Source organism: Corynebacterium mustelae, assembly GCF_001020985.1.
Classification (GTDB): domain Bacteria; phylum Actinomycetota; class Actinomycetes; order Mycobacteriales; family Mycobacteriaceae; genus Corynebacterium; species Corynebacterium mustelae.
In genome coordinates, this window is sequence record NZ_CP011542.1 from 3,297,169 (window position 1) to 3,321,958 (window position 24,790).

At 50.1% G+C, this 24,790-nt stretch carries 26 protein-coding genes; 18 read left to right on the forward strand and 8 right to left on the reverse strand.

Annotated elements, in window-relative coordinates; translation table 11 throughout:
* Positions 1-3: 3 nt before the first annotated feature.
* The 8 genes from CMUST_RS14790 (at position 4) to dmpG (ending at position 7,884) form a co-directional block, all read left to right on the forward strand.
* On the forward strand, positions 4-465 hold the full coding sequence (locus CMUST_RS14790; protein WP_047263153.1) for a hypothetical protein: 462 nt from the start codon (positions 4-6) through the stop codon (positions 463-465).
* Positions 466-482: 17 nt separating this feature from the next.
* A complete protein-coding gene (locus CMUST_RS14795) occupies positions 483-1,622 on the forward strand; it encodes a P-loop NTPase fold protein (protein WP_047263154.1) in 1,140 nt (379 codons plus the stop codon).
* 135 nt (positions 1,623-1,757) lie between these two features.
* Complete coding sequence (locus CMUST_RS14800) at positions 1,758-2,609, forward strand: hypothetical protein (RefSeq protein WP_144414245.1); 852 nt, start codon at positions 1,758-1,760, stop codon at positions 2,607-2,609.
* Between the two features lie 472 nt (positions 2,610-3,081).
* Positions 3,082-3,951 (forward strand): alpha/beta fold hydrolase, encoded by an 870-nt coding sequence (locus tag CMUST_RS14805; RefSeq protein WP_047263156.1) that lies wholly within the window; start codon positions 3,082-3,084, stop codon positions 3,949-3,951.
* Positions 3,952-4,082: 131 nt separating this feature from the next.
* On the forward strand, positions 4,083-5,024 hold the full coding sequence (locus CMUST_RS14810; RefSeq protein WP_047263157.1) for a 3-carboxyethylcatechol 2,3-dioxygenase: 942 nt from the start codon (positions 4,083-4,085) through the stop codon (positions 5,022-5,024).
* A 78-nt stretch (positions 5,025-5,102) separates the two neighbouring features.
* Positions 5,103-5,885, forward strand: coding sequence for a 2-keto-4-pentenoate hydratase (locus CMUST_RS14815; RefSeq protein WP_047263158.1), 783 nt, complete (start codon positions 5,103-5,105; stop codon positions 5,883-5,885).
* 52 nt (positions 5,886-5,937) lie between these two features.
* Positions 5,938-6,867 (forward strand): acetaldehyde dehydrogenase (acetylating), encoded by a 930-nt coding sequence (locus CMUST_RS14820; RefSeq protein ID WP_047263159.1) that lies wholly within the window; start codon positions 5,938-5,940, stop codon positions 6,865-6,867.
* A 15-nt stretch (positions 6,868-6,882) separates the two neighbouring features.
* Positions 6,883-7,884 (forward strand): 4-hydroxy-2-oxovalerate aldolase, encoded by a 1,002-nt coding sequence (dmpG, locus tag CMUST_RS14825; protein WP_047263160.1) that lies wholly within the window; start codon positions 6,883-6,885, stop codon positions 7,882-7,884.
* A gap of 26 nt (positions 7,885-7,910) precedes the next feature.
* Here the strand turns inward: dmpG and CMUST_RS14830 are convergent, their stop codons facing one another.
* Entirely contained in the window at positions 7,911-8,729 is an 819-nt protein-coding gene (locus tag CMUST_RS14830) for an IclR family transcriptional regulator (RefSeq protein ID WP_047263713.1), read from the reverse strand.
* Between the two features lie 417 nt (positions 8,730-9,146).
* Between CMUST_RS14830 and CMUST_RS14835 the strand changes: the two genes are divergently transcribed.
* The 9 genes from CMUST_RS14835 to CMUST_RS14875 all read left to right on the forward strand — a co-directional run bounded on the left by CMUST_RS14835 (position 9,147) and on the right by CMUST_RS14875 (position 17,463).
* Positions 9,147-10,514 (forward strand): aromatic ring-hydroxylating dioxygenase subunit alpha, encoded by a 1,368-nt coding sequence (locus tag CMUST_RS14835; protein WP_047263714.1) that lies wholly within the window; start codon positions 9,147-9,149, stop codon positions 10,512-10,514.
* Entirely contained in the window at positions 10,507-10,857 is a 351-nt protein-coding gene (locus tag CMUST_RS14840) for a non-heme iron oxygenase ferredoxin subunit (protein WP_047263161.1), read from the forward strand. The genes CMUST_RS14835 and CMUST_RS14840 overlap by 8 nt, the downstream gene beginning before the upstream one ends.
* Positions 10,850-12,058 carry an NAD(P)/FAD-dependent oxidoreductase gene (locus tag CMUST_RS14845; RefSeq protein ID WP_047263162.1) on the forward strand — a complete coding sequence of 403 codons (1,209 nt, stop codon included), beginning with the start codon at positions 10,850-10,852 and terminating at the stop codon, positions 12,056-12,058. The genes CMUST_RS14840 and CMUST_RS14845 overlap by 8 nt, the downstream gene beginning before the upstream one ends.
* Positions 12,059-12,076: 18 nt before the next feature.
* On the forward strand, positions 12,077-12,637 hold the full coding sequence (locus CMUST_RS14850; RefSeq protein ID WP_047263163.1) for an aromatic-ring-hydroxylating dioxygenase subunit beta: 561 nt from the start codon (positions 12,077-12,079) through the stop codon (positions 12,635-12,637).
* A gap of 12 nt (positions 12,638-12,649) precedes the next feature.
* Positions 12,650-13,465: an SDR family NAD(P)-dependent oxidoreductase gene (locus tag CMUST_RS14855; protein ID WP_047263164.1), complete on the forward strand. Its 816-nt coding sequence runs from the start codon at positions 12,650-12,652 to the stop codon at positions 13,463-13,465.
* Positions 13,462-15,063 carry an acyl-CoA synthetase gene (locus CMUST_RS14860; RefSeq protein ID WP_047263165.1) on the forward strand — a complete coding sequence of 534 codons (1,602 nt, stop codon included), beginning with the start codon at positions 13,462-13,464 and terminating at the stop codon, positions 15,061-15,063. The genes CMUST_RS14855 and CMUST_RS14860 overlap by 4 nt, the downstream gene beginning before the upstream one ends.
* A complete protein-coding gene (locus CMUST_RS14865) occupies positions 15,063-15,383 on the forward strand; it encodes a hypothetical protein (RefSeq protein ID WP_047263166.1) in 321 nt (106 codons plus the stop codon). Before CMUST_RS14860 ends, CMUST_RS14865 begins: the two co-directional genes overlap by 1 nt.
* Complete coding sequence (locus CMUST_RS14870) at positions 15,380-15,796, forward strand: PaaI family thioesterase (protein WP_047263167.1); 417 nt, start codon at positions 15,380-15,382, stop codon at positions 15,794-15,796. Before CMUST_RS14865 ends, CMUST_RS14870 begins: the two co-directional genes overlap by 4 nt.
* A gap of 242 nt (positions 15,797-16,038) precedes the next feature.
* Complete coding sequence (locus CMUST_RS14875) at positions 16,039-17,463, forward strand: MFS transporter (protein ID WP_083987636.1); 1,425 nt, start codon at positions 16,039-16,041, stop codon at positions 17,461-17,463.
* A gap of 36 nt (positions 17,464-17,499) precedes the next feature.
* Here CMUST_RS14875 and CMUST_RS14880 read toward each other — a convergent pair whose 3' ends face one another.
* Positions 17,500-17,907, reverse strand: coding sequence for a hypothetical protein (locus CMUST_RS14880; RefSeq protein ID WP_047263168.1), 408 nt, complete (start codon positions 17,905-17,907; stop codon positions 17,500-17,502).
* Positions 17,908-17,987: 80 nt separating this feature from the next.
* Between CMUST_RS14880 and CMUST_RS14885 the strand changes: the two genes are divergently transcribed.
* A complete protein-coding gene (locus tag CMUST_RS14885; protein WP_047263169.1) occupies positions 17,988-18,305 on the forward strand; it encodes a hypothetical protein in 318 nt (105 codons plus the stop codon).
* A gap of 32 nt (positions 18,306-18,337) precedes the next feature.
* Here the strand turns inward: CMUST_RS14885 and trhO are convergent, their stop codons facing one another.
* From trhO to CMUST_RS14920, 6 genes are all read right to left on the reverse strand, one after another.
* Positions 18,338-19,261 carry an oxygen-dependent tRNA uridine(34) hydroxylase TrhO gene (gene trhO, locus CMUST_RS14890; protein WP_047263170.1) on the reverse strand — a complete coding sequence of 308 codons (924 nt, stop codon included), beginning with the start codon at positions 19,259-19,261 and terminating at the stop codon, positions 18,338-18,340.
* Positions 19,262-19,498: 237 nt separating this feature from the next.
* Positions 19,499-19,831: a hypothetical protein gene (locus CMUST_RS16655; protein ID WP_144414246.1), complete on the reverse strand. Its 333-nt coding sequence runs from the start codon at positions 19,829-19,831 to the stop codon at positions 19,499-19,501.
* A gap of 284 nt (positions 19,832-20,115) precedes the next feature.
* On the reverse strand, positions 20,116-20,328 hold the full coding sequence (locus tag CMUST_RS14905; protein WP_047263173.1) for a hypothetical protein: 213 nt from the start codon (positions 20,326-20,328) through the stop codon (positions 20,116-20,118).
* A gap of 108 nt (positions 20,329-20,436) precedes the next feature.
* Positions 20,437-21,432: a putative glycoside hydrolase gene (locus CMUST_RS14910; RefSeq protein WP_158408247.1), complete on the reverse strand. Its 996-nt coding sequence runs from the start codon at positions 21,430-21,432 to the stop codon at positions 20,437-20,439.
* The gene (gene pelF / locus CMUST_RS14915) at positions 21,413-23,107 is read right to left on the reverse strand and encodes a GT4 family glycosyltransferase PelF (protein ID WP_052844819.1); all 1,695 of its coding nucleotides are present in this window, start codon (positions 23,105-23,107) and stop codon (positions 21,413-21,415) included. Before pelF ends, CMUST_RS14910 begins: the two co-directional genes overlap by 20 nt.
* On the reverse strand, positions 23,104-24,486 hold the full coding sequence (locus CMUST_RS14920) for a hypothetical protein (protein WP_052844820.1): 1,383 nt from the start codon (positions 24,484-24,486) through the stop codon (positions 23,104-23,106). Before CMUST_RS14920 ends, pelF begins: the two co-directional genes overlap by 4 nt.
* Positions 24,487-24,790: the final 304 nt, after the last annotated feature.

The window sequence follows — 24,790 nt, forward strand, 5'->3', positions numbered from 1 at the left end:
CTCATGGAACATCCCGAAAACGACCTCAGCTCCGACGCCGACCAGTCCAATCGGTTCCGTCCACAACCCACCACCTTTGATGAACTGGCCGACACCCCAGACCCGCTTAAAGAAGCTGCTCTTAATAAGAAATCAACAAAGCAAGCGATCGCCTGGGCACTACTAACCCCAGTTATCACCGGAATCGTCGCCTACATTCTCGCCTGGGTCGCCCGCATTCAAGGCGGCTCGCTTTGCGACGACGGGCACGCCACATGGATTTGCTCCCGGCAAGCGGAAATCTGGTGGCCAGCCGCAACCAGCATGGTCCCCATCATCGCCACCATCGGGTGCGGCGTAATCATGTACCGCAAATACCTCAACTACACTCGCTGGCGGCCATGGATGGGCACATTCTGGTTCCTCGTGCCGTTTGCAATGCTGTGGATGGTCACCGTGTTTCAGATGAGCATTGTGGGGCACTAAAAGATAGGAATTTTTGCATGTCAGGGTTGCAGGATTCAGCAGGTTTTCATAATTTCGACGCTCCCCTCGGGAACTGGGACAAAGATCTCTACGATCGCAAAATGTTTCCAACTAAGATCGCAAGATTCTACAAATCTATAAAGACCCAAGATAATTCTGTAGTCATGGCGATCACCGGCCCCTGGGGGGCAGGGAAAACCAGCATATTACAGGAGATCAAGGCAATCCTTACGCCTCATTACGAGTATCACAACATAGTTTTCAATTTCACACCTTGGGAGTATAAAGATCTGGAGGCTATGCAAGAGGGATTTTTTAATCTGCTGTCACAGAATCTGCGCTACACTGGTTTTCCCTTACGTTTACGTGCTGGCAAATTGTTCCAAAAAGCTCGACCAATTCTCGCTTTAGGCGAAGCCCTAGGATATATCCGAATCAGTTCACTTCAACTTGCGTTCCGGCATAAACCAGACAGTCAAAAACTACGCAAGTCGATCGGACGCACTCTAAAAAAGAAGAATAGAAATATCTTGGTGATAATCGACGACCTTGATCGTCTTGATTCCCAAGAGCTGATGGAAGTTTTTAAGCTAATTCGATCTGTTGGCTCTATTCCCCGTATTCATTATCTCCTCAGCTATGACGAGTCTGTGATTTTACAGCTCTTAGCAAACAGTACTTTCATTAAAGAAATCAATGGCATTGAGGCATCAAATTATCTTGAAAAAATTGTGCAAGTAACTTTCCCTGTTCCGCCATTACGTGATGAGCAAATACTGGCAGTTTTTGATGAAAGACTGAAGCTTTTAACGGAGGCTATGAATTTTGAACCAGACCCAACGGAACTCCGAGAACTGGAAATATTCTTCCGACAATCAATTATTAAACATATAGCAACACCCCGGGATCTCAATCGATTCTTCCTAAGCCTGCAAGCTGAGTTTCCCCGAAGCCCCAAAGAATTCAATTTTGCCGACCTAGTAGTTTTAAGTTGGTGTAAACATAGACACCCTCGGTTGCATGAAGCGATAAAATTAAACAAAGAGTGTAATCAAAAATCTGAATGGCAAAAAGAATTCACAAATCCCAGTACAGCAAACCCAGATTCCTTAGTCCAAATTGCCCGTGACGTATTAGGTTTTTTTGTATGCGGCTAGCATTGGACGAAATTCAGCCTCAACCATGAAAGGTTTTTCCCCCGAGCACCGAAGAAACGAATTTGCGCCCCAATGTACTTCGACAGGTATTTTTCTGCAGACATTCCTGCCGAAGACATTAACGACAGTTTTCTCTTGAAAGCAATTGATTCCTTAGAGAAGGAAAAACCCGATGAAAGGCAACGTTTCCACCAAAGGCAACTTATTCAATGGATCGAACAGGAACATCCGTACATCGTTGAAAAAATAAATACCCTTATATCGAACAAGCCCAACCTGTCCCAACCATTACTCATTTGGATTATCGAAAACCTTCTCCTTTTTGCAGAACACTATTATGCCATCCCTACTATCCTCTACCGGATTTGTTGGCGGTGTTTATGGCATACAGTGGATACTGATTCGAGTGGACAGTTCGGTCAATATGTAAAGCAACTTTCCGATGAACCTAAGACATTATGTATCGTCAGTCGATTCAGCGTTCCAAATCTGACTACAACTCCAGATCCACCACCTAATAACGCTGAACAATTTCAAAATTCGCTTTGCAATGCGCTATATGAGGCATACCGCAAATTGCATGAACGTACTGATAAGAATGACTTTACGGATAAACAATCACGATTTGATGTTTTGTCACGGCTTTGCATTCATAATCAAAATAAAGCTAAAGAATTAATTGATGAGTTAGGTCTATTTACCCAGTGGGAGATTCTTGATATCGCAACAATTTTCGTCGAGTGCACTATGGCCATTTCCCCAAAAGATGAACTTTATTTTAACGAACAAGTTTTTTCAAAATTATTCAATTCTGACCAACTTCAAAAATCATTAGATAAACTTTCTGATGACGATAAACCTAAAGATGAAACAGTAACGTCACTCAGTAGGTTTGAATCAGACGAAGAGTGGACCAAGAAGCGAAAATTCGTGTTCGAAGAACTGAGAAATATAACGTTTCCTCAATCCCCAGCAAAAAATGATTAGGTGATAGTTTTCTGGTGTCACTAACCAATTTTGATGTCTGGATAACCTCTTTTTGTGTAAAGATGACAGAAAAGTGTCAGGTAGCCCTGCAAAATGACAAATTACACCGAAAATGACACTTTTTCAGTTTCCTTTTGTAATTTTGTGTCATTTAGTGTCAAATAGCTGTCATTTTATGTAAATTTGTGTAATTTTCACGGTTCCCATGTGTCAAAATGACAAAAATTCGCTGTTTCCGGTCGGAAAATTTTGTTAGTTAATGCTTTAGGAAGCGGCTGGTGGGGCGTCGAAAAGCTAAGTGTATCGGTGACGTTTGCTTTTGCTATTTTGGCTCCTCTAGCCAAGTGTTCCACTGATTGGAACACTTGATAGTAAGCCAAGGTGCAGCACCTTACCATCATGACATAAGCAACCAATCTTTAATTTCTGGGGTTTTAGCAGCCCAGTTCTTTGCGGTTCATGAAGGAGGAAAATGTCTGATAAGCAATACACGAGTGTCTGGGATGATCTGGCTGAGGTTGAGTTCAGCCAAGGATATATAGAGGCAGGGGGATACCGGACTCGTTATCTTCATGCAGGTACTCCTGACAAGCCGACGCTATTTATGCTTCATGGAATCACCGGACATGCGGAGGCTTATGCCCGCAACTTGGCTGCGCATGCTGAACATTTCAATGTGTATGCTATTGATTTCATCGGGCATGGTTACTCCACCAAACCAGAGCACCCCCTGGAGATTAAGCACTATGTTGGCCAAGTGTTGGCGATCATGGATGAGCTTGGGGTTGAGAAGGCGTATTTCTCCGGCGAATCCCTTGGCGGTTGGACTACCGCACGATTGGCTCAGCTTTATCCCGAGCGGGTGGAACGCATTGTGCTTAACACCATGGGCGGCACGATGGCTAACCCACAGGTGATGGAGCGGTTGTACACCTTATCTATGGAGGCGGCGAAGGATCCTTCCTGGGAGCGGGTGAAAGCCCGGCTGGAGTGGCTTATGGCGGATCCGACAATGGTCACCCCGGATCTTATCCGCACCCGACAGCGGATTTTTGAACAACCTGATTGGCCGATGGCGTGTGAGATGAATATGGCGTTGCAGAACCTTGAGATCCGCAAGCGTAATATGCTTTCCGACGACGACCTGCGCGCAATCCAAGCGCCAGCGTTAGTGCTGTGGACAACTAAGGATCCATCTGGTCCGGTAGATGAGGGTCGCCGTATTTCAGAATTGATACCAAACGGGCAGTTGGCGGTCATGGAGAATTGTGGTCACTGGCCGCAGTATGAGGACACCGAGACCTTTAATAAGATTCACCTCGATTTCTTGCTTAACCGGTAACGGTTCTGGCTATTTTGTCTGTCTTTCACCCGAATCATCAGTGTTTTTGGTTGAAAACTGGTGGTTCGGTTTTACCCCTATCATTTTTGCTTTGTCGATGTAATCGAAAGCACTATTTTAAGGAAATCATCATGGCTCAATTTGCGCTTTTGGCTATGTCTCATAGCCCGTTGCTTGGGATCAATGATCCGGGTGATGAGGTCACGGCCAGCTTAAACGACGCGTTTTCACGCGTTCGTTCTTTTGTCAACGAATTCGACCCGGAATTGATCGTCACGATCGCCCCGGATCACTATAACGGTTTCTTTTATGATCTAATGCCGCCTTACTGCATTGGGTATGAAGCGTTAAGTGTCGGTGATTACGACTCCATTGAGGGCCCACTTTCTGTTCCCACCGAGATCAGCGAGGAGATGGCTCAGTTTGTCATTGATAAGGGAATCGATATTGCGATTTCTCGTCGTATGGAGATTGATCACGGCGCGGTACAGCCCATTGAGTTGTTATACGATTCTCTAACCGCAAAACCTACGGTTCCGGTTTATGTCAATGGCGTTGCCCGTCCGTTTGTTCCCATGGAGCGGGTTCGGAAAATGGGGCAGGCGATCGGTGAATACTTGGCTGGCCGGGATGAGCGGATTTTATTGATCGCCTCTGGTGGGCTGTCACATGATCCGCCGGTGCCGCAGTGGGCTACGGCAACTGATGAGCAGCGACAACTTTTGCTTAACGGTCGGCACCCCACGGCGGAGGCACGTAATAATCGGCAGATGAATGTTATTAATACTGCGAAAGCGTTCGCGCGGGGCGAGGCGGAAATTTTGGATCTTAACCCGGAGTGGGATCTGAAGTTCATGGAGGATTGCGCCGCCAACGACCCCACCTTATTCGACGCGTACCGAGCCGACGATATGGACGAACAGGCTGGTCATTCTTCCCATGAGGTGCGCTCGTGGGTAGCGGCCTTTTCCGCACTTCATAGTGCAGCGGGCGCGTACTCGGTGGAATTTGAATACTACAAACCCATCCGAGAGTACATTGCTGGGTTTGGCATCATGATTGCCGCCCCTTAATTGACGTATTCAGCACTATTGCGGTGGATACCAATGTGATTTCTTATCCACCCAAAAGCCAAGAAAGTATCCACCAGCATGAGTAAAAACGCTGTTTACCACACGATTGCCGACCAGCTTAAAGGTGCATATGCAACTAGACAGCCAGTAGAACCGCCCCGATTGCTTGTCGACGATTTAGATGTTGCAGGTGCTTACCGTATTCAGCAATTGCAGGAAGAAGCTTTTGTCGCAGAAGGCCACCGGGTGATTGGCCGCAAAATTGGTTTAACCTCGGTGGCAATGCAACAACAGTTAGGCGTCGATAGTCCTGACTTCGGGTTTTTCACCGAAAACATGCTCTATGAGGCAGATTCTGATATACCTGTATCGCGATTCATTTCCCCCAAAGTAGAACCAGAGCTGGGGTTTCGGTTGGGTTCCGACCTAAACCCAGATGCCACGATGGCCGAAGTTGAAGCCGCTATTGATTCCGTTTATCTTGCGGTTGAAATCATTGATTCGCGGGTACGTGATTGGGATATTCGTCTCGTAGATACCATCGCCGATAACGCCTCCTGTGGTGCCATTATTTTATCGACGGAGCCGGTCGACATTCCTGTTGCTGAGCTACCTGACGTTCGCGCAACGATGATAATCGACGACGTAGTCGCGGGTGAAGGCGCCGGGTCGGCGGTGATGGGTCATCCGGTCACTCCGATTGTGTGGTTGGCGCACACGCTTGCTGAGCAAGGAGTTCAGTTGAAAAAAGGCGACATTATCCTATCGGGCAGTTTCTGCGCTGCCGCCCCGGTTGTCCAAGGCCAATCGTTATCCGTTGACTACGGTAGTTTCGGCCGCCTCAACGTTCGTTTTGTTTAATCTCACCATCGTGCATTCCCTGCTTACCCATTGCCTTGATTAAGGATTATCCATGACTTCTAAACTAACCGCTGCCATTATTGGCCCCGGTAACATCGGCACAGATCTGCTGATGAAACTGTTAAAAAACTCCCGCAATATTGAACCGGTGTACATGATCGGGGTTGATCCCGAATCTGATGGTCTTCGGCGTGCCGAGAAACTCGGAGTGACCGCATCAGCCGGTGGCGTCGATTGGCTGTTGGAGCAAAAAGATCTCCCTGATTTCGTCTTCGAAGCCACCTCAGCGTATGCGCACAAAGCCAATGCCCCACGATTTGAAGCCGCTGGCATTCGAGCCATCGACCTCACTCCCGCAGCCGTTGGGCCTTATGTGTGCCCCTCCGTCAATCTTGATACCCTCAGCACGGTAAAAAATGTCAATATGATCACCTGCGGTGGTCAGGCAACCACACCGATTGTTGCTGCGGTTTCGCGGATTGTCCCGGTCGAATATGCCGAGATCGTCGCTTCTATTTCCTCGCGCTCAGCAGGGCCAGGCACCCGCGCCAATATTGACGAGTTCATGCAAACCACCTCCGCGGCTTTGGAAAAAGTGGGTGGTGCTCAAACCGGAAAAGCCATCCTGATTCTCAACCCAGTTGAACCACCAATGCTCATGCGCAATACCGTTTATTGCTCCCTGCCACCTGAGGCGGCTGAGCCTGGTGAATTGCAGGATCAGATAACAAGCTCGATCATGCACATGGTCGAAACTGTGCAATCATACGTCCCCGGGTACCACCTGACAGCTGAGCCGCAATTTGATACCGCCCGTAGAGAGTGGAACGGTTGGGGTCGGGTAACTGTGCTTATTGAAGTTCGAGGTGCAGCTGACTATTTGCCAGAGTATGCCGGAAATCTCGATATCATCACCGCCGCAGCCGTCGCTACAGCTGATAAATACGTCGATTTACTGCGTTCAGATTCGGGCAGTGCCTAACCCAAGGGAGTAATTATGACTAACATTCGGATCAATGACACCACGTTACGGGATGGTTCACACGCTATTCGGCATCAATACACCGCAGAACAAGTGCGTGCGGTGGTACGCGCCTTAGACGATGCCAATATCGAAATGATCGAGGTAACCCACGGTGACGGCCTTGGTGGTTCGTCATTTAATTACGGTTTCTCTAAGGTGAGCGACTTAGAACTTATTGAAGCTGCCGTGGACGAAGCCACAAATGCGAAGATCGCCTGTCTGCTTCTGCCCGGTCTAGGTACTGTCGCGGATCTTACTGAAGCGCATAAACGCGGCGCTGCGATGGTACGTATTGCCACCCACTGCACTGAAGCGGACGTGTCCATTAAACATTTTGAGGCTGCCCGAGAAATGGGAATGGAGACTGGTGGTTTTCTGATGCTTTCCCACCGGATTTCGCCTGCTGAACTGGCCGCCCAAGCGCGAATCATGGTTGATGCAGGTTGCCAATGTGTTTTCGTTGTCGACTCAGCTGGATCACTCATCATGGAGGAAGCGGGCGACCGGGTAGCGGCACTCGTAGATGAAATTGGTGACGAAGCCCAAGTTGGATTTCACGGCCACCAAAATTTGTCTTTCGGCGTCACCAATTCGGTTTTGGCGGTTCGCGCTGGTGCTCGTCAGATAGATGGCTCCTTAGCTGGGCTTGGGGCTGGCGCAGGAAATTCTCCCACAGAGGTGTTAGCTGTCGCGTTCGATCGGCTTGGAATCGAACACGGGGTGGATTTGCCCGCAATTTTGAGCGCCGCCGAAGACGTACTCAAGCCTATGGTAGAGCGACTTCCCATGATGGATCGTGGTTCGATCGTGCAAGGTCAGATGGGGGTTTACAATTCCTTCCTATTGCATGCTGAACGCGCTGCGAAGCGTTATGACGTCCCAACCGCCGATATTCTGCGCGAAATCGGTCGACGTGGCTACGTCGGCGGCCAGGAAGACATGATCATTGATGTTGCTGTCGCATTACGCGGCTAGTGACAATCTTCAGGACAAGTGGGGTGCTACTGCCCCACTTTTCGACGTTCTTCCTGCGCCCGTTGGAAGGTGATAGCTGCCTTTCCAGCTGCCTTGCAAGTTCGTCGTAAAGCTTGAACGTACATTTCTGGGTTGAAAGTAGCAGTTGGCCCGCTTACACTCATCGCCGCGATTGGCACGTTATTTCGACCGAAAATCGGCGCAGCAACGCAGGTTAACCCAGGCGTGATCTCCTCCCGATCGTAGGCAACCCCTTCTACCCGTACTCGCACCAATTCTTCACGCAATTTGTTTGGATCAACGATCGTGTTCTCGGTCCATGAGGTCAATCCTGCCTTAATTACAGATTCTGTGCGCTCGTAGTCCCACGCTAGCATCGCTTTACCCACGCCAGTGCAATATGCGGGTGCGCTGCCGCCGATCCGTGACGGCGCTGGTATCCGTTTGATCGAAAACAATTTATTAACGTATATCACTTGGGTACCTTGCAAAAAGGCCAAGTGAACAGTTTGCCTAGTCTGTTCAAAAAGCGCCGCTAGATAAGGTGTCAGCACCTCACCCACGACTTCTTTTTTCAACGAACCCGTCGTATGGGTTAGCTCGAAGCACAGGGGCCCAAGCCGATACACGTCACCGGCTCGCTCAATCGCCCCATTCGCAACCAAGGTGGCAAGGATACGATGACATGTCGTTTTCGACATCTGAGCCCGACGCGCCAGCTCGCTGACGCCAATCCCATTGGCGTCATGATCGCTAAAACAACGCAACAGGCTAAAAGCTTTGTCTACAGCACCGCGATTGTCGATTGGTTTTTCTGCTGCTGGAACTTTTAGTTTGTCAGTCATCGGTAGAAACTCCTCTCCTTCTGGTTGAAAATCCACTTTTAGCATTTTGATTAGTCCGCTGGTTGCGAAAAGAAAACATGCAGTGAAAATAGTTGAATCATCAATCAAAATGGTGAACCTGTATTACGCAATGAGGTTCACCCATTGGTGATTTATGCGTGTTATGGGCTGAATATTACTTCGGTTTCGACCTGTTATCGCCCACGATAACCGCATACCACCTTTGCTTTAATATTTTCGTTCCACTCTACGGAACAATGATTAGAACCTTTTCAGGCGTGACGGCACAGTATAGAGAAACTAAATGTGAACCAGCCTACAAAAAGGGTTGTGCGTAACACCCAAACCGCAACCCCTAAGGCACCCTCGTCTTTATGTCAACTTTAGGAGAGTTCAGTGTCTACCCCTGATAACCCAATGCCTCGTGGCGGCCTGACCCGACCACCGAATCTTGATGTCAATCTCGACGTCAGCGGTATGGTCGATCCAGATGGCGGACTCGTGGATCGCCGTATCTTCTCGGACACTCAGGTCTACCAACAAGAGATGCGCCGCATTTTCGCGCGTAGTTGGTTATTCATCGCCCACGAAGACCAATTTAAAAAGCCAGGCGACTTCTTCCAGACCTATATGGGCGAAGACCCGGTCATCGCAGTTTTAAACAAAAAGCGCGAAATCCGCGTCCTGCTCAATAACTGTCGCCACCGCGGGGCGCGTGTATGCCGGGCAGACATGGGTTCAACCAAAAACTTCACCTGCACCTACCACGGCTGGTCATTTGACCTGGATGGCAATCTGGCAAATGTTCCAGCCCAGGAAGCGTACGGTGAAAACTTCAACCCTGCCGATTGGGGCTTGGTTTCCGCTCCTCGTGTGGAAAGCTACAAAGGCTTGATCTTCGCCAATTGGGACGAAAACGCGGAACCATTGGAGGACACCCTCGGCGACATGCGCTGGTACATCGATGCCTTTATGGATCGCGATCCAGAGGGCACTTGTGTTGTTGGTGGTGTAACGAAGTGGGTTTTGGAAGGTAACTGGAAACTCGCGGCGGAACAGTTCGCCACGGACTGGTACCACGTGAATATGTCCCACGCCTCCGCGCTGATGGTGATGTCACCGACTGGTAAAGGCCCTAAGAAAGAAATTGCCATGCGTACCGGACGGCAATACTCCGACGAATACGGCAACGGTGCCGGATTCCCTGTTCATCCACGCAATAGGTTTGATGCCCAGCCAGTTCATGAGTACTACGACTATGACTTTCTTCGGCAGCGGTTATCCCCTGAACAAGTGATGGGCCCACTAACCAATGGGCATGCAACTGTCTTCCCCAATTTCTCCTACCTGCCGGTAAACGGCTCTATCCGAGTTTGGCATCCAAAGGGACCTAACAAAATGGAGGTATGGAGTTGGACGGTATTGGATAAATCAATGCCAGAGGATGTCCGCCACGCGCAGCGGCTCTATAATCTTCGGACTTTCGGCCCGTCTGGCATCTTTGAGCAGGATGACGGCGAAAACTGGTCTGAATGCCAGGCCAACGCTCATGCATTCATGGTTGGGAATACGGCGCTGAATTACCAAATGGGGCTTGGTGATCTACGCGAGGAACCTGGTTTCCCTGGCCAAACCTCAAGTCTGTATTCCGATGCCGCAGGCCGTGCCGTGTATCGCCGGTGGCGGAAGTTGATGGCCACCCCAGCCTGGCACGAGTTGCGCAACGCAGATGAAGACTCAAAAAATCCGAACTCTGACTGTAACGGAGGATGCACTCATGACTGACCCGGTAAAAGTTGCCCATGTGGATGACATTGAGCAAGAAGAAGGCGCTGTCTTCGAATCAGATGTCACTGGATATGACGCACCGATCGCCGTGTTTCGAACTGAAGACGACGAATTTTTCGCTCTTGATGATGTCTGCACCCATGGTGATGCATCGCTCGCGGACGGCTGGGTTGAGGGCACGGAAGTTGAATGCCCTATGCATTCCGGAAAGTTCTGTCTGAAGTCCGGCAAGGTTTTGTGCATGCCGGCGGTTGACGATACCAACACCCATAAGGTTGAGGTTCGCGGCGATGAAATCTGGTTGTATCCGGGAACCCCATCGGAGGCTGGCGATGATTAACACTGTCATCATTGGTGGTGGAATTGGTGGGTTCACTCTGGCACGTGAACTACGTTCGCTGAACGAAGAGGTTTCCATCGCAATCATTGATCCCGAAGGATTGCCGTACGACCGACCACCGTTAAGTAAAGAAATTCTGAATGGAGCGAAAACCACCGAGCAAATTTTGCTCGCACCAGCCGAATTTTACGAAGAAAAAGCCATTGAGATTATCACCGGCCATGCCGTCAGTGTTGACGCTGATGCCCGTGTGGTAACCCTTGAAGATGGCCGCACCATCGAATATGAGAACCTTGTTCTAGCGACCGGTGGTTTAGCTCGTAGCCTGCCAACACCGGGGTTTGATGATCCAGATGTGCGAGTTCTGCGTACCGCTGCCAACGCCCTTGATCTTAAAGCGGCCCTTGTTCCTGGCAGCCGACTTGCTATCATTGGCGCTGGATTAATTGGAGCTGAAGTCGCGTCTTCTGCCCACGAACTCGGTGCTGAGGTAACGCTGATTGACCCACAACCAGTGGCATTAATCCCAGCGGTTGGTGATGAGATTGCTCAGCGCCTGCATTCCTTGCATGCGGCAAACGGTGTTGAATTTGTCAACGGTGTTGTTACCCGCATCGACCGGGATGGCGCTGATTTTATCTTGCATGTCGACGATCACGCCGAGATTACGGCGGATCACGTCTTGATCGCGGTTGGCATTGTTCCAGAAGAAAAACTCGCCCGCAGTGCCAGGCTAGATTGCGACAATGGGGTTTTGGTTGATGCTTCCCAACAAACCTCACACCCGCATATCTGGGCAATTGGTGACTGCGCCCGGCACCGCAATCCTGATGGATCTTTAGAACGCCGCCATGAGCACTGGGAATCTGCTGTTTGCGATGCACAAATTGCCGCAGCGGCTATTAATCACTCGGAGCTTCCTACCCGAAATTCGTCGTGGTTTTGGACTGATCGTTACAACGTCCATGTTGAAGGTGTGGGTTCCATGTCTGTTAAAGGCACCACCATCATTCGCCCCGATGCCACGGGTCAACCACAGGTTGCATTTCGCATGAACGAGGACGGCACGATGGCGGGTTGCGCGGCGATAGATGCCGGAATGGCCGTCCGCGCAGCTCGCCGAATCATCGACCAGAAAATTGTGGTCGACCAGGAGAAACTGGCAGATCCAACCGTCAATCTAAAGAAGCTAGCCCGTTAGATAAGGGGTGAGAGAAAAATGACCGACTACTTACGACGTGAAGACATCACGGTTGGCGATCGTGTCAACAGTGAAATCTACTATGAGATTCAAAACCTCTATTACGACGAGGCGGATCTTTTAGACGAAGGCCGCTACGTCGACTGGCTCGAACGTTTCGACGATGACCTATATTACTGGTCCCCTACTCGAACCAATCGGTTGCGCAGGCAGCAAGCGCTTGCCATCGCAGCCCCAGACGAAGCCGCATTTTACGACGAGACAAAGGACTCGTTGGCGTGGCGAATCCGCCGGTTTGATTCTGGAATGGCCTGGGCTGAAGATCCCCCATCACGAACCCGCCATCTCATTACTAATCTTTCCGTGCGTCATGCCGAAGACCCAAACGGAAACCAACTTCTTGAGGTGCGCTCGAACTTTCTAGTGTGGCGCACCCGGCTGGAAAACGAACGCGATATTTTTGCTGGCACCCGCACCGATCTTCTGCGGAAAACAGACGCTGGATACAAGATTTTCGATCGGCGCATCCTTCTGGATATCAACGTCCTGCCCTCCAAAAACATCTCGACTTTCTTTTAGGAGGTGCCCGACATGATTGCAGGCCAAACTGTCTTCATCACGGGAGCTGGATCTGGTCTCGGCGCTGCGCTGAGTCGTCGGTTCGTTAAGGAGGGAGCCAACGTTGCCTTGGTCGACGTCGACCAGGAACGCGCCCGCACTATTGCCCAAGAACTCGACCCGGACAAAGTCCTTGCACTCGGCGCAGACGTTCGGGATCCCGCCGCCTTACATGCTGCTGTCAGCGCAACACTAGAAAAATTCAATCAACTAGATACTGTCATTCCCAATGCCGGAATCTGGGATTATAACCGCTCAGTTACTCGCCACAACGGCAATGAGTTGTCGCAAATCTTTGACGAAATTTTCTCAATAAACGTCAAAGGTTACCTTCTTACTGTTGAAGCAACGTGGCGGGAATTGGTAAAAACCCGAGGTTCTATCATCATGACATTGTCTAATGCCGCGTTCTACGCCGCTGGTGGCGGACCAATTTACACCGCCAGCAAATTCGCGGACCGTGGACTGATGCTGGAGTTTGCCTACGAACTAGCACCCAAAGTTCGAGTCAACGGAGTTGCGGTTGGCGGGATGCGCACAGATTTACGGGGCCCGGCCTCCATCGGGTTGGAAACTCGTAGTTTTTCCGATTCGCTTGATCGGTGGCAGGGATCCAACCCATATATTCCGCTTCACGATATTTCAACAGACCCTGCTGCTTTTACTGGCCCATTCGTGATGCTTGCTAGCCCTACCAATGCCGGAAATATTACCGGCGCCATTATTAACGCAGATGGCGGAATTGCCGCTCGTGGATTCCGAACTGCCGCTGGAGGTGATGAATTGTGATTGTTCAAGGTGTTTCACACACTGCCGATAAAGTCGACATTAATCCGTGCTCGCAAATTACGCGGCATGCTAAATATCAACCTAATCTCGTCGCGCTGAATTACGAAGGCGACGAAATTACCTATGCTGAACTCAAAGACACCATCATGCGGTGGGCGCAGCACCTCGACGAAGCTGGCGTCCGCCAAGGTGATCGTGTTGCTTATTTGGGAATGAATTCGCAGTCCTTCGTGTTCACCATGCTGGCCGCATGGTGGCTAGGAGCAACCTTCATGCCGTTTAATTTCCGGTTATCCGCCCCGGAAATTTCGCAATTACTTATGCAAGGCACCCCGCACACCATCGTTGTCGAAGGCCCCTACCTGCCCCAAGCCAAACATATTTATGGAATCGAACGGCACCATGTTGTCGTGGTCGATGACGACACCCACGCTCCTGTCGACGGTCGAGTTCCTCTCTATTGGCAAGCTACATCCACTATGGCACCGGCTGGTGATACCCAGTTAAAACCGCGCCCCATGTCCATGACGGATCTTGCGCTTTTGCTATTCACATCGGGTACAACCGGGCTACCCAAGGGCGTGCAACTAACCTTCGGTAATCTGTGGTGGAATTCCATCAATGTGGACACGATGGTCGACAGCCGACCAGGCGATGTAACCCTAGCTACCGCACCTTTGTTCCACGTCGGTGCACTTAATTCCTTCGCCATCCGTGCACTGGTTCGCGCCAACACACTGTTGATCCATCGCCACTTTGAGCCGGAACGAGTATTGGCTGACATCGAGCAGCATCAAATTGGATCTACATTCATGGTTCCGGCCCAATTAGAAGCGCTGTATAACCATCCACACTTTGCAACTGCGAAACTCGATTCCATGCGCGCCACCATTTGTGCAGGTGCCCCAGTTCCGCCTGTGCTGATTAGGCGATACATGGAGAAGGGGATCAATGTGCAACAAGCGTGGGGCCTTACTGAAACCGCCCCGTTTGCAACCTACCTCCCGCCTCATATGACGGATCAAAAAGCGGGATCCTGCGGTATCCCCATGCCTTACACTGAGGTTCGACTCATCGACCCGGATTCGGGCGAAGAAGTCAAAGAACCCGGTGTCACCGGCGAACTGTGGGTGCGAGGCCCAAATGTTGCCACAGGTTATTGGAATAATCCTGAGGTAACACAAAAGTCCTACACCGCAGGGTGGTTCCATTCCGGTGATTTAGGGCACCGAGACGACGACGGCTACTACTATATTGTGGATCGCCTGAAAGACATGATTATCACCGGTGGTGAAAACGTATACCCTGCTGAGGTTGAACGAGTCATCGCTGAATTCGATGGTGTACGTGGAAACGCAGTTATCGGTCTGCCGGATGAGAAGTGGGGTGAAATCGTCATCTCGGTGATTCAGCCCGATCCAGGAGCTGAAATCACCATTGATCTGCTTCGAGAACACTGCGAACGTCATCTTGCACGCTATAAACTCCCGAAGAAACTGATTCTTGTTGAAGAAATCATCCGAAATTCGGCCGGAAAGATCGACAAGCTAGCCATCAAACAGATGGTGCGCGAGATGTTGGACGAGGAGGCATCATAATGCACGCCATCCCGATCGAGTCCTCTCCCCTACGTCATACCTATCCTTATGGGAAAAACGACCTAGAACTGCCGTTTGGCACTGCGAAAGAAATGCAGCTGGAGGTCGCGGAGATTTTCGCCAACCACCCGGACTGCCGTCGGATCGTGGTAGCCGTTGAGGAGGGCGATGTAGACGCAATCAGTGAATGCGAACAAGCTGGACTGCGTTATGTCCTAGATGTCCAGCTACGCGACGGTAAAGACCTATCACTTATGGTCGCTGAACCTGATTGGGTAACCGAAATGAGCGAAGAAATTGAAGGGCTGAAACTGACATGAATTTTAAGGAACAATGGGAGAATTTTTATTCCCGAGTCGATGATGTCGCCATCACGTTAAAGCTATACCCAATCTCAGGTGACAAAGAACACGTCAAGGTAGGCATGCCATTGCATAAGGCAATCACTCAACCTGCTGGGATGTTCTCAGCCCCATCCCTTTTCGGCCTTGCCGACATCACCGGCACATGGCTGGCAATGCAACAAGTAGAACCTGGTACTTTCCCCTTGGCGGTAAGTTCCTCGGTTAACGTTGTTTCCAATAAGAAATCTGGCGACGCAGTTGCCACCGCGCATATCGTTCGCGCCGGAAGAACAATCATTGTTACTGATACGACCGTTGTATCCTCAGAAGATGATTCGGTTCTAGCAAAAGTGGTAACTACTTACACCGTCCCGCCTCGCAAGAACTAGGTTTTAGCCTATTCAATATCCGTCCCATAAAGCTGCTTTCAGCTGGGACGGATATTTGTGTTTTCTACAAAAATTTTTCTCACATCTCACTGCATTTACCTTATCCACCATGCAATAAAGCTGCATTTCACATGCCTTTTTATTCTCGTGCCATTGGGTGGAACGACTTTCCTGTTCGGGCGGGCATAGGCATTACCCTCTCATTAACCATGTCGCCTAGATCACACTTTTAAGGATGTGTCATGTCTGCTCAATCGCAAGATTTAGAACTGAGTCCGCACGGCCCTGCCAGTGGGTCTACCGTTATCGTTGGTAACGACGACCCCAAAGAGCGCCGTCGCGCGGTTTTGTCCAGCTTCCTTGGTTCCACCGTTGAATACTACGATTTCTTGCTGTATGCCGCCGCCGCTGGCCTCGTATTCCCCCAGCTATTCTTCGGCAATCTCTCCCCCACCATGGGCACGACATTGTCCTTCGCCATCCTTTTGATCGGCTATATTTCGCGTCCCATTGGCTCCATGGCCTTTGGTCACTTCGGCGATAAATATGGCCGCAAGAATGTTTTGGTTATCACCCTTTTGACCATGGGTATCGTGTCGGTAGCTATTGGGCTAATGCCTTCCGCCCAGTCCATCGGTGTAGCCGCGCCCATCATGCTGGTTGTGCTTCGCACAATTCAAGGACTCGCCGTCGGCGGCGAGTGGGCTGGTGCAACACTGATGGCAATGGAGCATTCAAAGGAAGAAAATAAAGGTTTTGGTGCCTCTCTAGCTATCGCTGGCGGCCCGGCTGGCGCTGTACTTTCCACCTTGGTTCTGTCGATTTTCTCTGTCATTTCTGGAGACAACTTTGCCAATCCAGAGCGTTATTTCGTCACTGACTGGGGCTGGCGGGTTCCATTCTTGTTCTCCGCTGGCATCGTTATCTTCGGCCTTTACTTAAGGTCACGTGTTACTGAATCACCAGAATTCGAAGCTGCCCGGCAACGTGGCGATGTCCATACTGGTGTGCCGCTGGTGAAAATGCTGAAGGATTCTCCGAAGGAGCTAGTTTTGGGTTCCCTTGCGGGTATGGCGGGCTTATTCGTTCAAGGACTCCAGGCATCGTTCATGGTTCCATATATCGTCAAAGCCACTGCGGAAACTGATGCACCTATTTCTCGTGCTGATGGCTTGATGATGGTCACCATTGGTTCTGTTATAGCGGTATTTGTCATGCCATTCCTGGCCTTTTTATCCGACAGATTCGGTCGCCGCCGGGTCATGTTAGCGGGTGGAATTGTCTCTGTCGCTGGCCTATGGATCGTAATCAACATGATCGAAACTGGAAATCCGGGCTTGATTTGGGCCGGTCTCATATTGATGGTTTCTGTGGTTCAGCCAGCCCAATTCGGGCCGATCGGTGCCTTCCTATCCGAGAAATTCGATGCCGCCCACAGGTACACTGGCGCGGGAATTTCATTCCAGGTTGCCTCAATTCTGGGCGCTGGCACTGCTCCGCTTATCGCCAACCGCATTGTTACTGAAGCCTCTGGGCTAACTCCCGTGGCTATCTATGCAACTGTGTTGTTCCTTATTTCATCCGCAGCGATTTGGCTCTCGAAGGAAACCGCTCATATAGAAACTCACGAGGAACGTTTCCAAGAAACTTCCGTGTTCAAGGCATAATTTTAGCCATTGCTTTTCGACGCCTGATGCTGCAGACTACCCTACCCGGTCGGCGTCGAAAAGCAATGAGAAATCCCCATAGCAAATCTGCACGTTGGTGTGGTTAATCGCCTCAATCGCAGCCTCTATACTGGGCAATTCCACCCACCACGAATGGTCACCCATAGTAACAGCGGCACAAAGTGTGACTTTTCTACAGCTCATTTCGTTAATCACTGGCCACCACAGCTTAGCCTGTTGATGTGTTAATGCAGCTATCAACAGGCCATGTAACCCTACGGCCACTTCCCCACCCTGTTGTGCATGTAATTCCACTTCCAAACACACAGCTTTGCGTTCTGCAACCTTTAATACACGGCGAACACGCCAACTGGTTATCGGTATGTTTTTTCGTACTAGCGGGTACCGTTTCGCGTCGCTGGATTCTGAAATAGAAATCTTCACGTTTTGCACCTTCTACACGTAAATATTATGTAGTGTTTTTCAGTGTCCACTTAAAAGCAGAATATCTAAGGAAAACATATATGGCACCGATCATTTGCCATGAGGGGCAAACCGTTGCCGCAGTTGAACAGTTTCTAACGCAGATGGATCTTCACGCATTTATGCGTTCAGTGGCGGTAGAGGTCAATGACGCTTGTTATTGCCAATCCGATTACGTCCCGACAGAAAAAGACCACAACGAATTAGCTGCAGATCTCCAGATTGAAAAGATTGAAGCCTGGCCCGAGGATGTTGTTTTTATCATTCTCTCGCCTACCTTCCTACCCGACATGTACATGTCCGTTCAGGTCATGCTAGTCGACGCCACCGCCTGGGAGCTAGAGATCCACGCGAAGTAAACCGCGCCGTGGCGGCGTCGACAAGCAGTGCATTACACCGCTGCGGCCTGCGCAACCGCGATGCATTCTTCGCGTCCACAGTGTCGGGTTGCAACGTTTTCGTAGCAGTCAGGGCACATCAGCACCAAGTCCCGACAGTGATCCTCGTTAATGCAGTGCTCAAACTTATTGGTGGGGTTACCGCATTTGCAATGCCCTAGTTGGATAAAACCGGGATCATCAACACCAGCGCCAAATTCCATATGCATCCGGCGGTCGAAAACATACAGCGAACCTTCCCACAACCCATCATTGCCATATTTTTCGCCGTAACGCACAATGCCACCGTCGATCTGATAAACCTCTTTAAAACCCCGGTTTAACATCAGCGAGGATAAGATCTCACACCGAATTCCACCCGTGCAATAAGAAACAACGGGCTTATCCTTCATCCAATCGTATTTGCCGGATTCCAGTTCCCGAATGAAATCGTGAGTGGTGCGAACATCAGGCACAATGGCATTTTTAAACTTGCCAATTTCTGCCTCCATAGCATTGCGGCCGTCGAAGAACACAACCTCATCGCCGCGCTCGGCCACCAATTGGTTCACTTCCTCCGGCTTAAGATGAACCCCGCCACCAATCACGCCTTTTTCATCCACCTTCAACTCCCCCGGCGCGCCGAACGCCACGATCTCGTCACGTACTTTGACACTGAGCTTAGGGAAGTCCTCGGCCCCGCCTTCCGACCATTTAAATTCGGTACCCCTAAACCCTGGGTATTCCCGGAATTTCCGGATGTATTTTTTACAGGCCTCCATAGAGCCACCAACCGTGCCATTGATGCCGTGTTCTGAAATGAGAATACGGCCCTTAAGTCCCAGAAGTTCGCACAGTTCACGCTGCCAGAGCATTACTGCTTTGGGGTCAGAAATCGGGGTGAATTTGTAGTAAAGGAGGATTTTGCCAACGGTCATGATTGTTAGCCTAGTGCGCTGATATTAAAGTGCCTAACCGGCGGATTGCACAACAGCATGAATGTGTTCCCCTTGCCTTAGCTTGTTTTCACATACGATAATATTTACCAAGTCATGTTGGGGCGATGTTCAAGACAGTCTGTGCTGGTTTCAGGGCGAGTGATCGAATAACCTAGCTGTTCCAAAGTTTCTGCAGCAACTTCCGGCGCATCGCGCACAGCGGCCCTTAGTTGGGTATCAAGCCAAAGTTTTTTTAAAATCGCGGAGCCTATTTTCCCAACCATGTAAGCCGACAAAACCGCATTCACGAATGATGAAATAAAGAAAATCTTCTAGACAAGGACGAAATCTCTGCCCACCAACAGGCATGTGCACTTTTTCCAGGTGCCCTTTTTTCTTGGGGTCTTTCGTATCGGCAAAATTACGCATGAGAGCAGGGCTTATTATTCCCGCGACACCGGTGTAGTGAATATGAGCTTTAGGAGCGCTCGTATTTTTACGTGAATACTCGAATCGGATTCCAGGTGCAGTGTGAACTCGCAGTTCGAATTTGCTTTCTGAGACAGCCAAATATTCTCCTGTTTGGTCTGTGCACATTTCGTATCTCACGATTATTTTAAACAAATCGCTGTATCCCCCAGTTTACTCCCGAAAGTCAGCGACTTTAGATTGTCCATTAACTGGATGCGCGAGCGGAACCGCAAACTCTCCCACCCAGATTCCCTTATCTTCGTTGTGGACTATGTTTCTAGATTCTTGATCGATAATGCTTTCATCTACCGGTAAGGCAGCGCATATCGTATCCCAAACCTGCTGGAAAAAACGTTCAACCTCGCCCTGAAAGCCCATTTGAGCTACTCACCCAGTAGCATTTCGACCCGGCGGAGTTCGTCATACAGCTTTCGTTCCGCAACGGAAAGCAATCCCAGCGATGCAAGATCGTTCAAATCACTTCGCGTCATCGGCGCGCCTTCTACCTTGCTGTATTCAGAAGTTAATTCCTTTATGAGGCGCTGTTTTTGGTGTGCCAATTCAGCATTATTAGTTCGCTTAAATTCGAGCTTCATATCTTACTCCTTTCCTTATCCCAGGTCTCTTATCATACATTATGACAGCTATCCTAACCCGAATACCTATCAAATGATTGTTCTAATTATCGCAGCATGAGAACTGCATTATTCCCGTGTAACCAGCTTGCCGGTTTTAGGTGGCATACCATATTCGTTTATTTCATCGCCTAGATTGACGTAGGCTTCGCCGTGCTGGAATTTCCGCATGAAAGTATCGCCTTCGCGCTGGATGTCACTTTCGATTTCTCCCAAATCTATGTCAGGAAATAACGGAATTCCATTGTATTTGTCATGCCCTGTCGCACTGACTGCGATGTCGCGGTGGGGCAGGAATACCCAGGCTGAAGCAAGCGCAAGCCGAAGATGGTGAGTGTAGTTTTTGGTCGACCCGGGAACCCGTGCGATGATTAAGCCATCGTCGTCCATGGCTGCCACTTGGTCCAGACAGTGATCGATACTGAGCCAGCCGTCACCGGAACTGCCCCAACCTAACCAACATTCCTCGTAGCCACCGCCGTAGCGGGAGTGGCGGTGCCATCTTCCTTCCTGCAGGCGTGATTCCGCGATGTTAGGGACGAGAATTTTTCCGTGTGCGTTAAGGTCAGTTCCTGCCTGGTTGATGATGGTTTCCAAGCCGGCGCGAGTTTGTTCCATGTCTAGGCCGTGCCCATAGTAGTCTTCCCACACATCGTTATCCGCCATGACGCCATCGAAGGGACTGTCCGCTATTTCAGATACGACATTGCTAACCCACGCTTCTTGGTAGGTAGGATTCCACACTTGTTGCTGAATATGACCACCATATCCTGCCCAATCGGCAACCCCGGCCGTGGTGCCTAGCTCAGCAGCTTGGTTGGGGCTAATGCCCGAAGAAAACACCGGGCCGGGTTCGTAGTCCCGAACGGAGGACAGGCACTTGTAGGCAAGCACGGTCATTGCTGGGTCGGCTTCTTTAAGCTTCGTGGCAATCTGCGTTTCCCAGGGTTGAAGGATGGCAACCCGAAAGTTTCCAACTGCACGTTTAAGCTGCCAGTCGGAAATAGGGTATCCGTATCGAATCCACGCCAGTCGGGGGCGCGGTTTAGGCTCGTTGATAGCCACCACCACCAGAGTTCTTCTTAAATTGGTGTTGCCTAGGATACTTATCCCACACCCACTCGGCAATGTCGTGAATGTCCTCCGGTCCGCGTGCCAGGTCAGCGGTGCGGACCCCACCAGTACCAGCCCCCAGCCGTCGATAGATCGCATTGTAGCGTGCCATCACCTGCGGCATGAGGAAGATGGTTTTGATCCGTTCCAGGGCATTGTGGTGCCATTCGAGATACATATCAGGATTTTGGGTTAGCCGAACCATCATTTCAGCTAGCCCTTGACTGTCGCCTGGTTGCACTAGGTCACCGCAGGGGTAAATGTCATTGCCGTTCTCATCAGTTAACACATCAGTGACAAGCTGATCCATCCCGCCAACTAGCGTTCCAATAACAGGTAGGCCGATCACCATGGATTCCAAAACGACGATGGGTTGACCTTCGTTAAAGCTGGACAAAACCAACGCGTCGTAATCGTGAAGAACGTCGCGGACGTTCACGGTGCCACGTAGTACCACCCGGTCTTCAAGATCAAGTTCTTTAATATGCGCTAAACAGCGTTGGTAGTACTTAGGAAGGTGATCGGTGGGCCCAAGGACGTCAACTTTGATGTTGTCGTAACCGTTGTCTTTGAGAATTTTGACTGCGTCGATGAGCTCGATGATGCCTTTGATTGGCACAACCCGGGCGATGCAGGCAAACCGCCAGATCGCTTTGGTATCAAGGTTGGCATTTGCTTCTTTTCGACGGTTCCTGGGGTACTCAAATTCCTCCCACACAATTCCATTGGGCAGAATTTCCGATTTAGATCGATCACCAGCAAGGTCTTGGGCTTCGATGACCGCTTGCGGATACAAGTAGGTGATGTGCTCCGCCTCGGTGTAGAGCATGGCCCCTAATTCAACCCACCATCTGGACCAGAATCGTTCGAAGGTGTTGGTGGCCAACTCGCGGGGCGAATTCATGGTCACTGGTAGGTTCATGTCACGTTGGAGTAAATCGTTGACCGTGTCACGCACATAGAGGTTGTGTTCAGTGAGGAAGAACTTGCCACCGTTTTGGATGGCTGCTGTCGCGCCCACCAACGAAGCATATCCGGTGGTATGTGCGTGGTACACCTTAGCTGGGGGATTGATGCGATCAAGGAGGGTATAGGCAAGTGAAAAGAAATCGCGAATAAGCCAGAATAATTCACCTAGCGTGATGTCTTCGGTATCGCCTGCAGCTTCAACTGCAGCGCGCATGAGATCCCGGTGACTAAGCACAGACCATAGGCGCCATTTGCGGGACTGTGGATTCATAGCGTCGTCGTAAAGCCTGCGCATTGGGACATAATCACCCGCAATGGTGGATCTGATGGCGTCGACAAGCTGTTTTACCTGTTTGGAAGATACTGGATCGTTACATGCTTGTTTGAAATCATCGATGGTTTCCTCCAACGAGAGGTACATCATGTCTACCCATTTCACGTTGTCAGGGACACCGTAGAGATCCTCATTGGGAGATTTGGAATCCCATGCAATGTGCAAAATGCCGAAACTTAAGTCAGGGTTGTGGGTGATGATGTCGTGCACCACCGCCGACACGCCACCCTTGAGAAATGGGTATGTTGATTCCATCACGATGGCGACGTCCACTGTTTCAAGTGGTTTGTCTTCGCCAGGGAAACGATAAATGGTTGCGCTCACCAAGCCACCGCCTTTTGCCAGAAGAGTTCATATGGGGCATCTGCGACGCAAGCAATGACGCGTCGCACTGCAAGGATTGCCGCTATTGCGGAAAACACCATCGCGATAATGAGTGCTACAACTTGGTTAAATAGCACAAACCCCATTGCAACAAACAAAACATACACACCGCCGCACATAGCTGCGTCAAAGGTACGCTGCATTTGGGATAGTTGCATTGTTCCCAAATACAAGCTCAAAAGCATGGGCGGAAGTAAGAACAATAACAAGCTTTCAAGGTTATGTTGCAACCCTAGCGCTGGGCTAAGCAGCATAACCCCTAGACCGGTAACTGTACTGACACAAATAGTCCCAACCGCGGACAGCGCTAGGTTGCGTTGCGCGATAACAATATCAGTATCAAGTTTATTGAGCGGAGTTTCGTTGACGCCTCGGATGAGACGCTGGAAACTGCTTTCTAACACGGGATACTGAGTAGTGTAGTACATTGCCAACGCCACAACGATGGGAACGAGGGCGACGTATACCATGAAAATATCGATCTCAGTTGGGTGCAATGCGATTAAAAAGAACTTATCTGCCCACAACACGCTGCCGATAAGAAAACCGTAGATTGTCTGTATCAACGCCAATTTTGGATCCATCTGCATCGGACGAAACAGCCCAGTTAACTGCCGCCCCATCAACATCAACTGCGGAATCACGCCCATCAACGGCACCACGAACCATAGATGTGGGAATAGGAACAAACCTGCGGCATAAGCAAACCAGCCAGCGAAAACGAAGCTGAATCGGCGAGTTTCCTGTGCGGGAATAAGTGAGTGGGCGAAGATCAGGTTTGATAGCAAACCTACGATATAAAGCCAAATCTTATCGAAACCCCATCCGGTAATTCCGGACATAACGGTGGTAAAAAACACCAAAGGGATCAACGACACCACAGTCACGGTTGGCCACAGTCTGGCAAAAGCTTTATAGAAGACAGGACGATCGTCACGGCTATAGCGCACCAATGGCTCATACACCGGCATCACTGCCGCACTACTGGCCCATGGCACGGTCACTGCGACCATCAAGACAATGATTATCTGCTGCCCAAGCTGCTGTAAAATGATGGGAAATACGATCATCAACAACGCGGTGGGGGACATGTTCACCAACATTTGCCAGGGTTTACCTTGGGAAAACACCCCAATGGCCACGATAATTAACAGCACGATGCCAAGAATTACCGGCACAGTGGTGTCTGCCCCTGAGGTATTCGACGCGCTGGTGCTTAACCAGCCCCATACCGCGGCCATGGCAGCCATCGACACAATTGTGATGGCCGCGTAGGCACCTAGCGGTAATCGAATAAGTGGGCGTTGTTGTGTTGACACAATATTCTCCTCATAAAAACAAGAAGCGCCAAACGACGGCTAAATGCATATAAAAATCTTTGCTTAATTGGCAAAAGTTACCGTTTTGCAATTTTTTTAATTACGGCTTCCTGTCAAAAATTATAACAATGAGCTGCGGATTCACGACATTAGCTGCTGGACAATAGGGATTAATGCAAAGATTTCAGCAAACGGAAAATATGGAAAAACTAAGAAAAATCCCGCAACCTCGCATGCGTTCACCCGTATGTGATTAGCCCCTCATCGACACGCCGACTACCCCCACACCCTAACCCCGCCTGAG

What these genes read in the sequence shown, in the direction of transcription:
- CMUST_RS14790 (WP_047263153.1), top strand. Translation starts at nt 4, where the DNA reads ATGGAACATCCCGAAAACGACCTCAGCTCCGACGCCGACCAGTCCAAT.
- CMUST_RS14795 (WP_047263154.1), top strand. Translation starts at nt 483, where the DNA reads ATGTCAGGGTTGCAGGATTCAGCAGGTTTTCATAATTTCGACGCTCCC.
- CMUST_RS14805 (WP_047263156.1), top strand. Translation starts at nt 3,082, where the DNA reads ATGTCTGATAAGCAATACACGAGTGTCTGGGATGATCTGGCTGAGGTT.
- CMUST_RS14810 (WP_047263157.1), top strand. Translation starts at nt 4,083, where the DNA reads ATGGCTCAATTTGCGCTTTTGGCTATGTCTCATAGCCCGTTGCTTGGG.
- CMUST_RS14815 (WP_047263158.1), top strand. Translation starts at nt 5,103, where the DNA reads ATGAGTAAAAACGCTGTTTACCACACGATTGCCGACCAGCTTAAAGGT.
- CMUST_RS14820 (WP_047263159.1), top strand. Translation starts at nt 5,938, where the DNA reads ATGACTTCTAAACTAACCGCTGCCATTATTGGCCCCGGTAACATCGGC.
- dmpG (WP_047263160.1), top strand. Translation starts at nt 6,883, where the DNA reads ATGACTAACATTCGGATCAATGACACCACGTTACGGGATGGTTCACAC.
- CMUST_RS14830 (WP_047263713.1), bottom strand. Translation starts at nt 8,729, where the DNA reads ATGACTGACAAACTAAAAGTTCCAGCAGCAGAAAAACCAATCGACAAT.
- CMUST_RS14835 (WP_047263714.1), top strand. Translation starts at nt 9,147, where the DNA reads ATGCCTCGTGGCGGCCTGACCCGACCACCGAATCTTGATGTCAATCTC.
- CMUST_RS14840 (WP_047263161.1), top strand. Translation starts at nt 10,507, where the DNA reads ATGACTGACCCGGTAAAAGTTGCCCATGTGGATGACATTGAGCAAGAA.
- CMUST_RS14845 (WP_047263162.1), top strand. Translation starts at nt 10,850, where the DNA reads ATGATTAACACTGTCATCATTGGTGGTGGAATTGGTGGGTTCACTCTG.
- CMUST_RS14850 (WP_047263163.1), top strand. Translation starts at nt 12,077, where the DNA reads ATGACCGACTACTTACGACGTGAAGACATCACGGTTGGCGATCGTGTC.
- CMUST_RS14855 (WP_047263164.1), top strand. Translation starts at nt 12,650, where the DNA reads ATGATTGCAGGCCAAACTGTCTTCATCACGGGAGCTGGATCTGGTCTC.
- CMUST_RS14865 (WP_047263166.1), top strand. Translation starts at nt 15,063, where the DNA reads ATGCACGCCATCCCGATCGAGTCCTCTCCCCTACGTCATACCTATCCT.
- CMUST_RS14870 (WP_047263167.1), top strand. Translation starts at nt 15,380, where the DNA reads ATGAATTTTAAGGAACAATGGGAGAATTTTTATTCCCGAGTCGATGAT.
- CMUST_RS14875 (WP_083987636.1), top strand. Translation starts at nt 16,039, where the DNA reads ATGTCTGCTCAATCGCAAGATTTAGAACTGAGTCCGCACGGCCCTGCC.
- CMUST_RS14885 (WP_047263169.1), top strand. Translation starts at nt 17,988, where the DNA reads ATGGCACCGATCATTTGCCATGAGGGGCAAACCGTTGCCGCAGTTGAA.
- trhO (WP_047263170.1), bottom strand. Translation starts at nt 19,261, where the DNA reads ATGACCGTTGGCAAAATCCTCCTTTACTACAAATTCACCCCGATTTCT.
- CMUST_RS14905 (WP_047263173.1), bottom strand. Translation starts at nt 20,328, where the DNA reads ATGAAGCTCGAATTTAAGCGAACTAATAATGCTGAATTGGCACACCAA.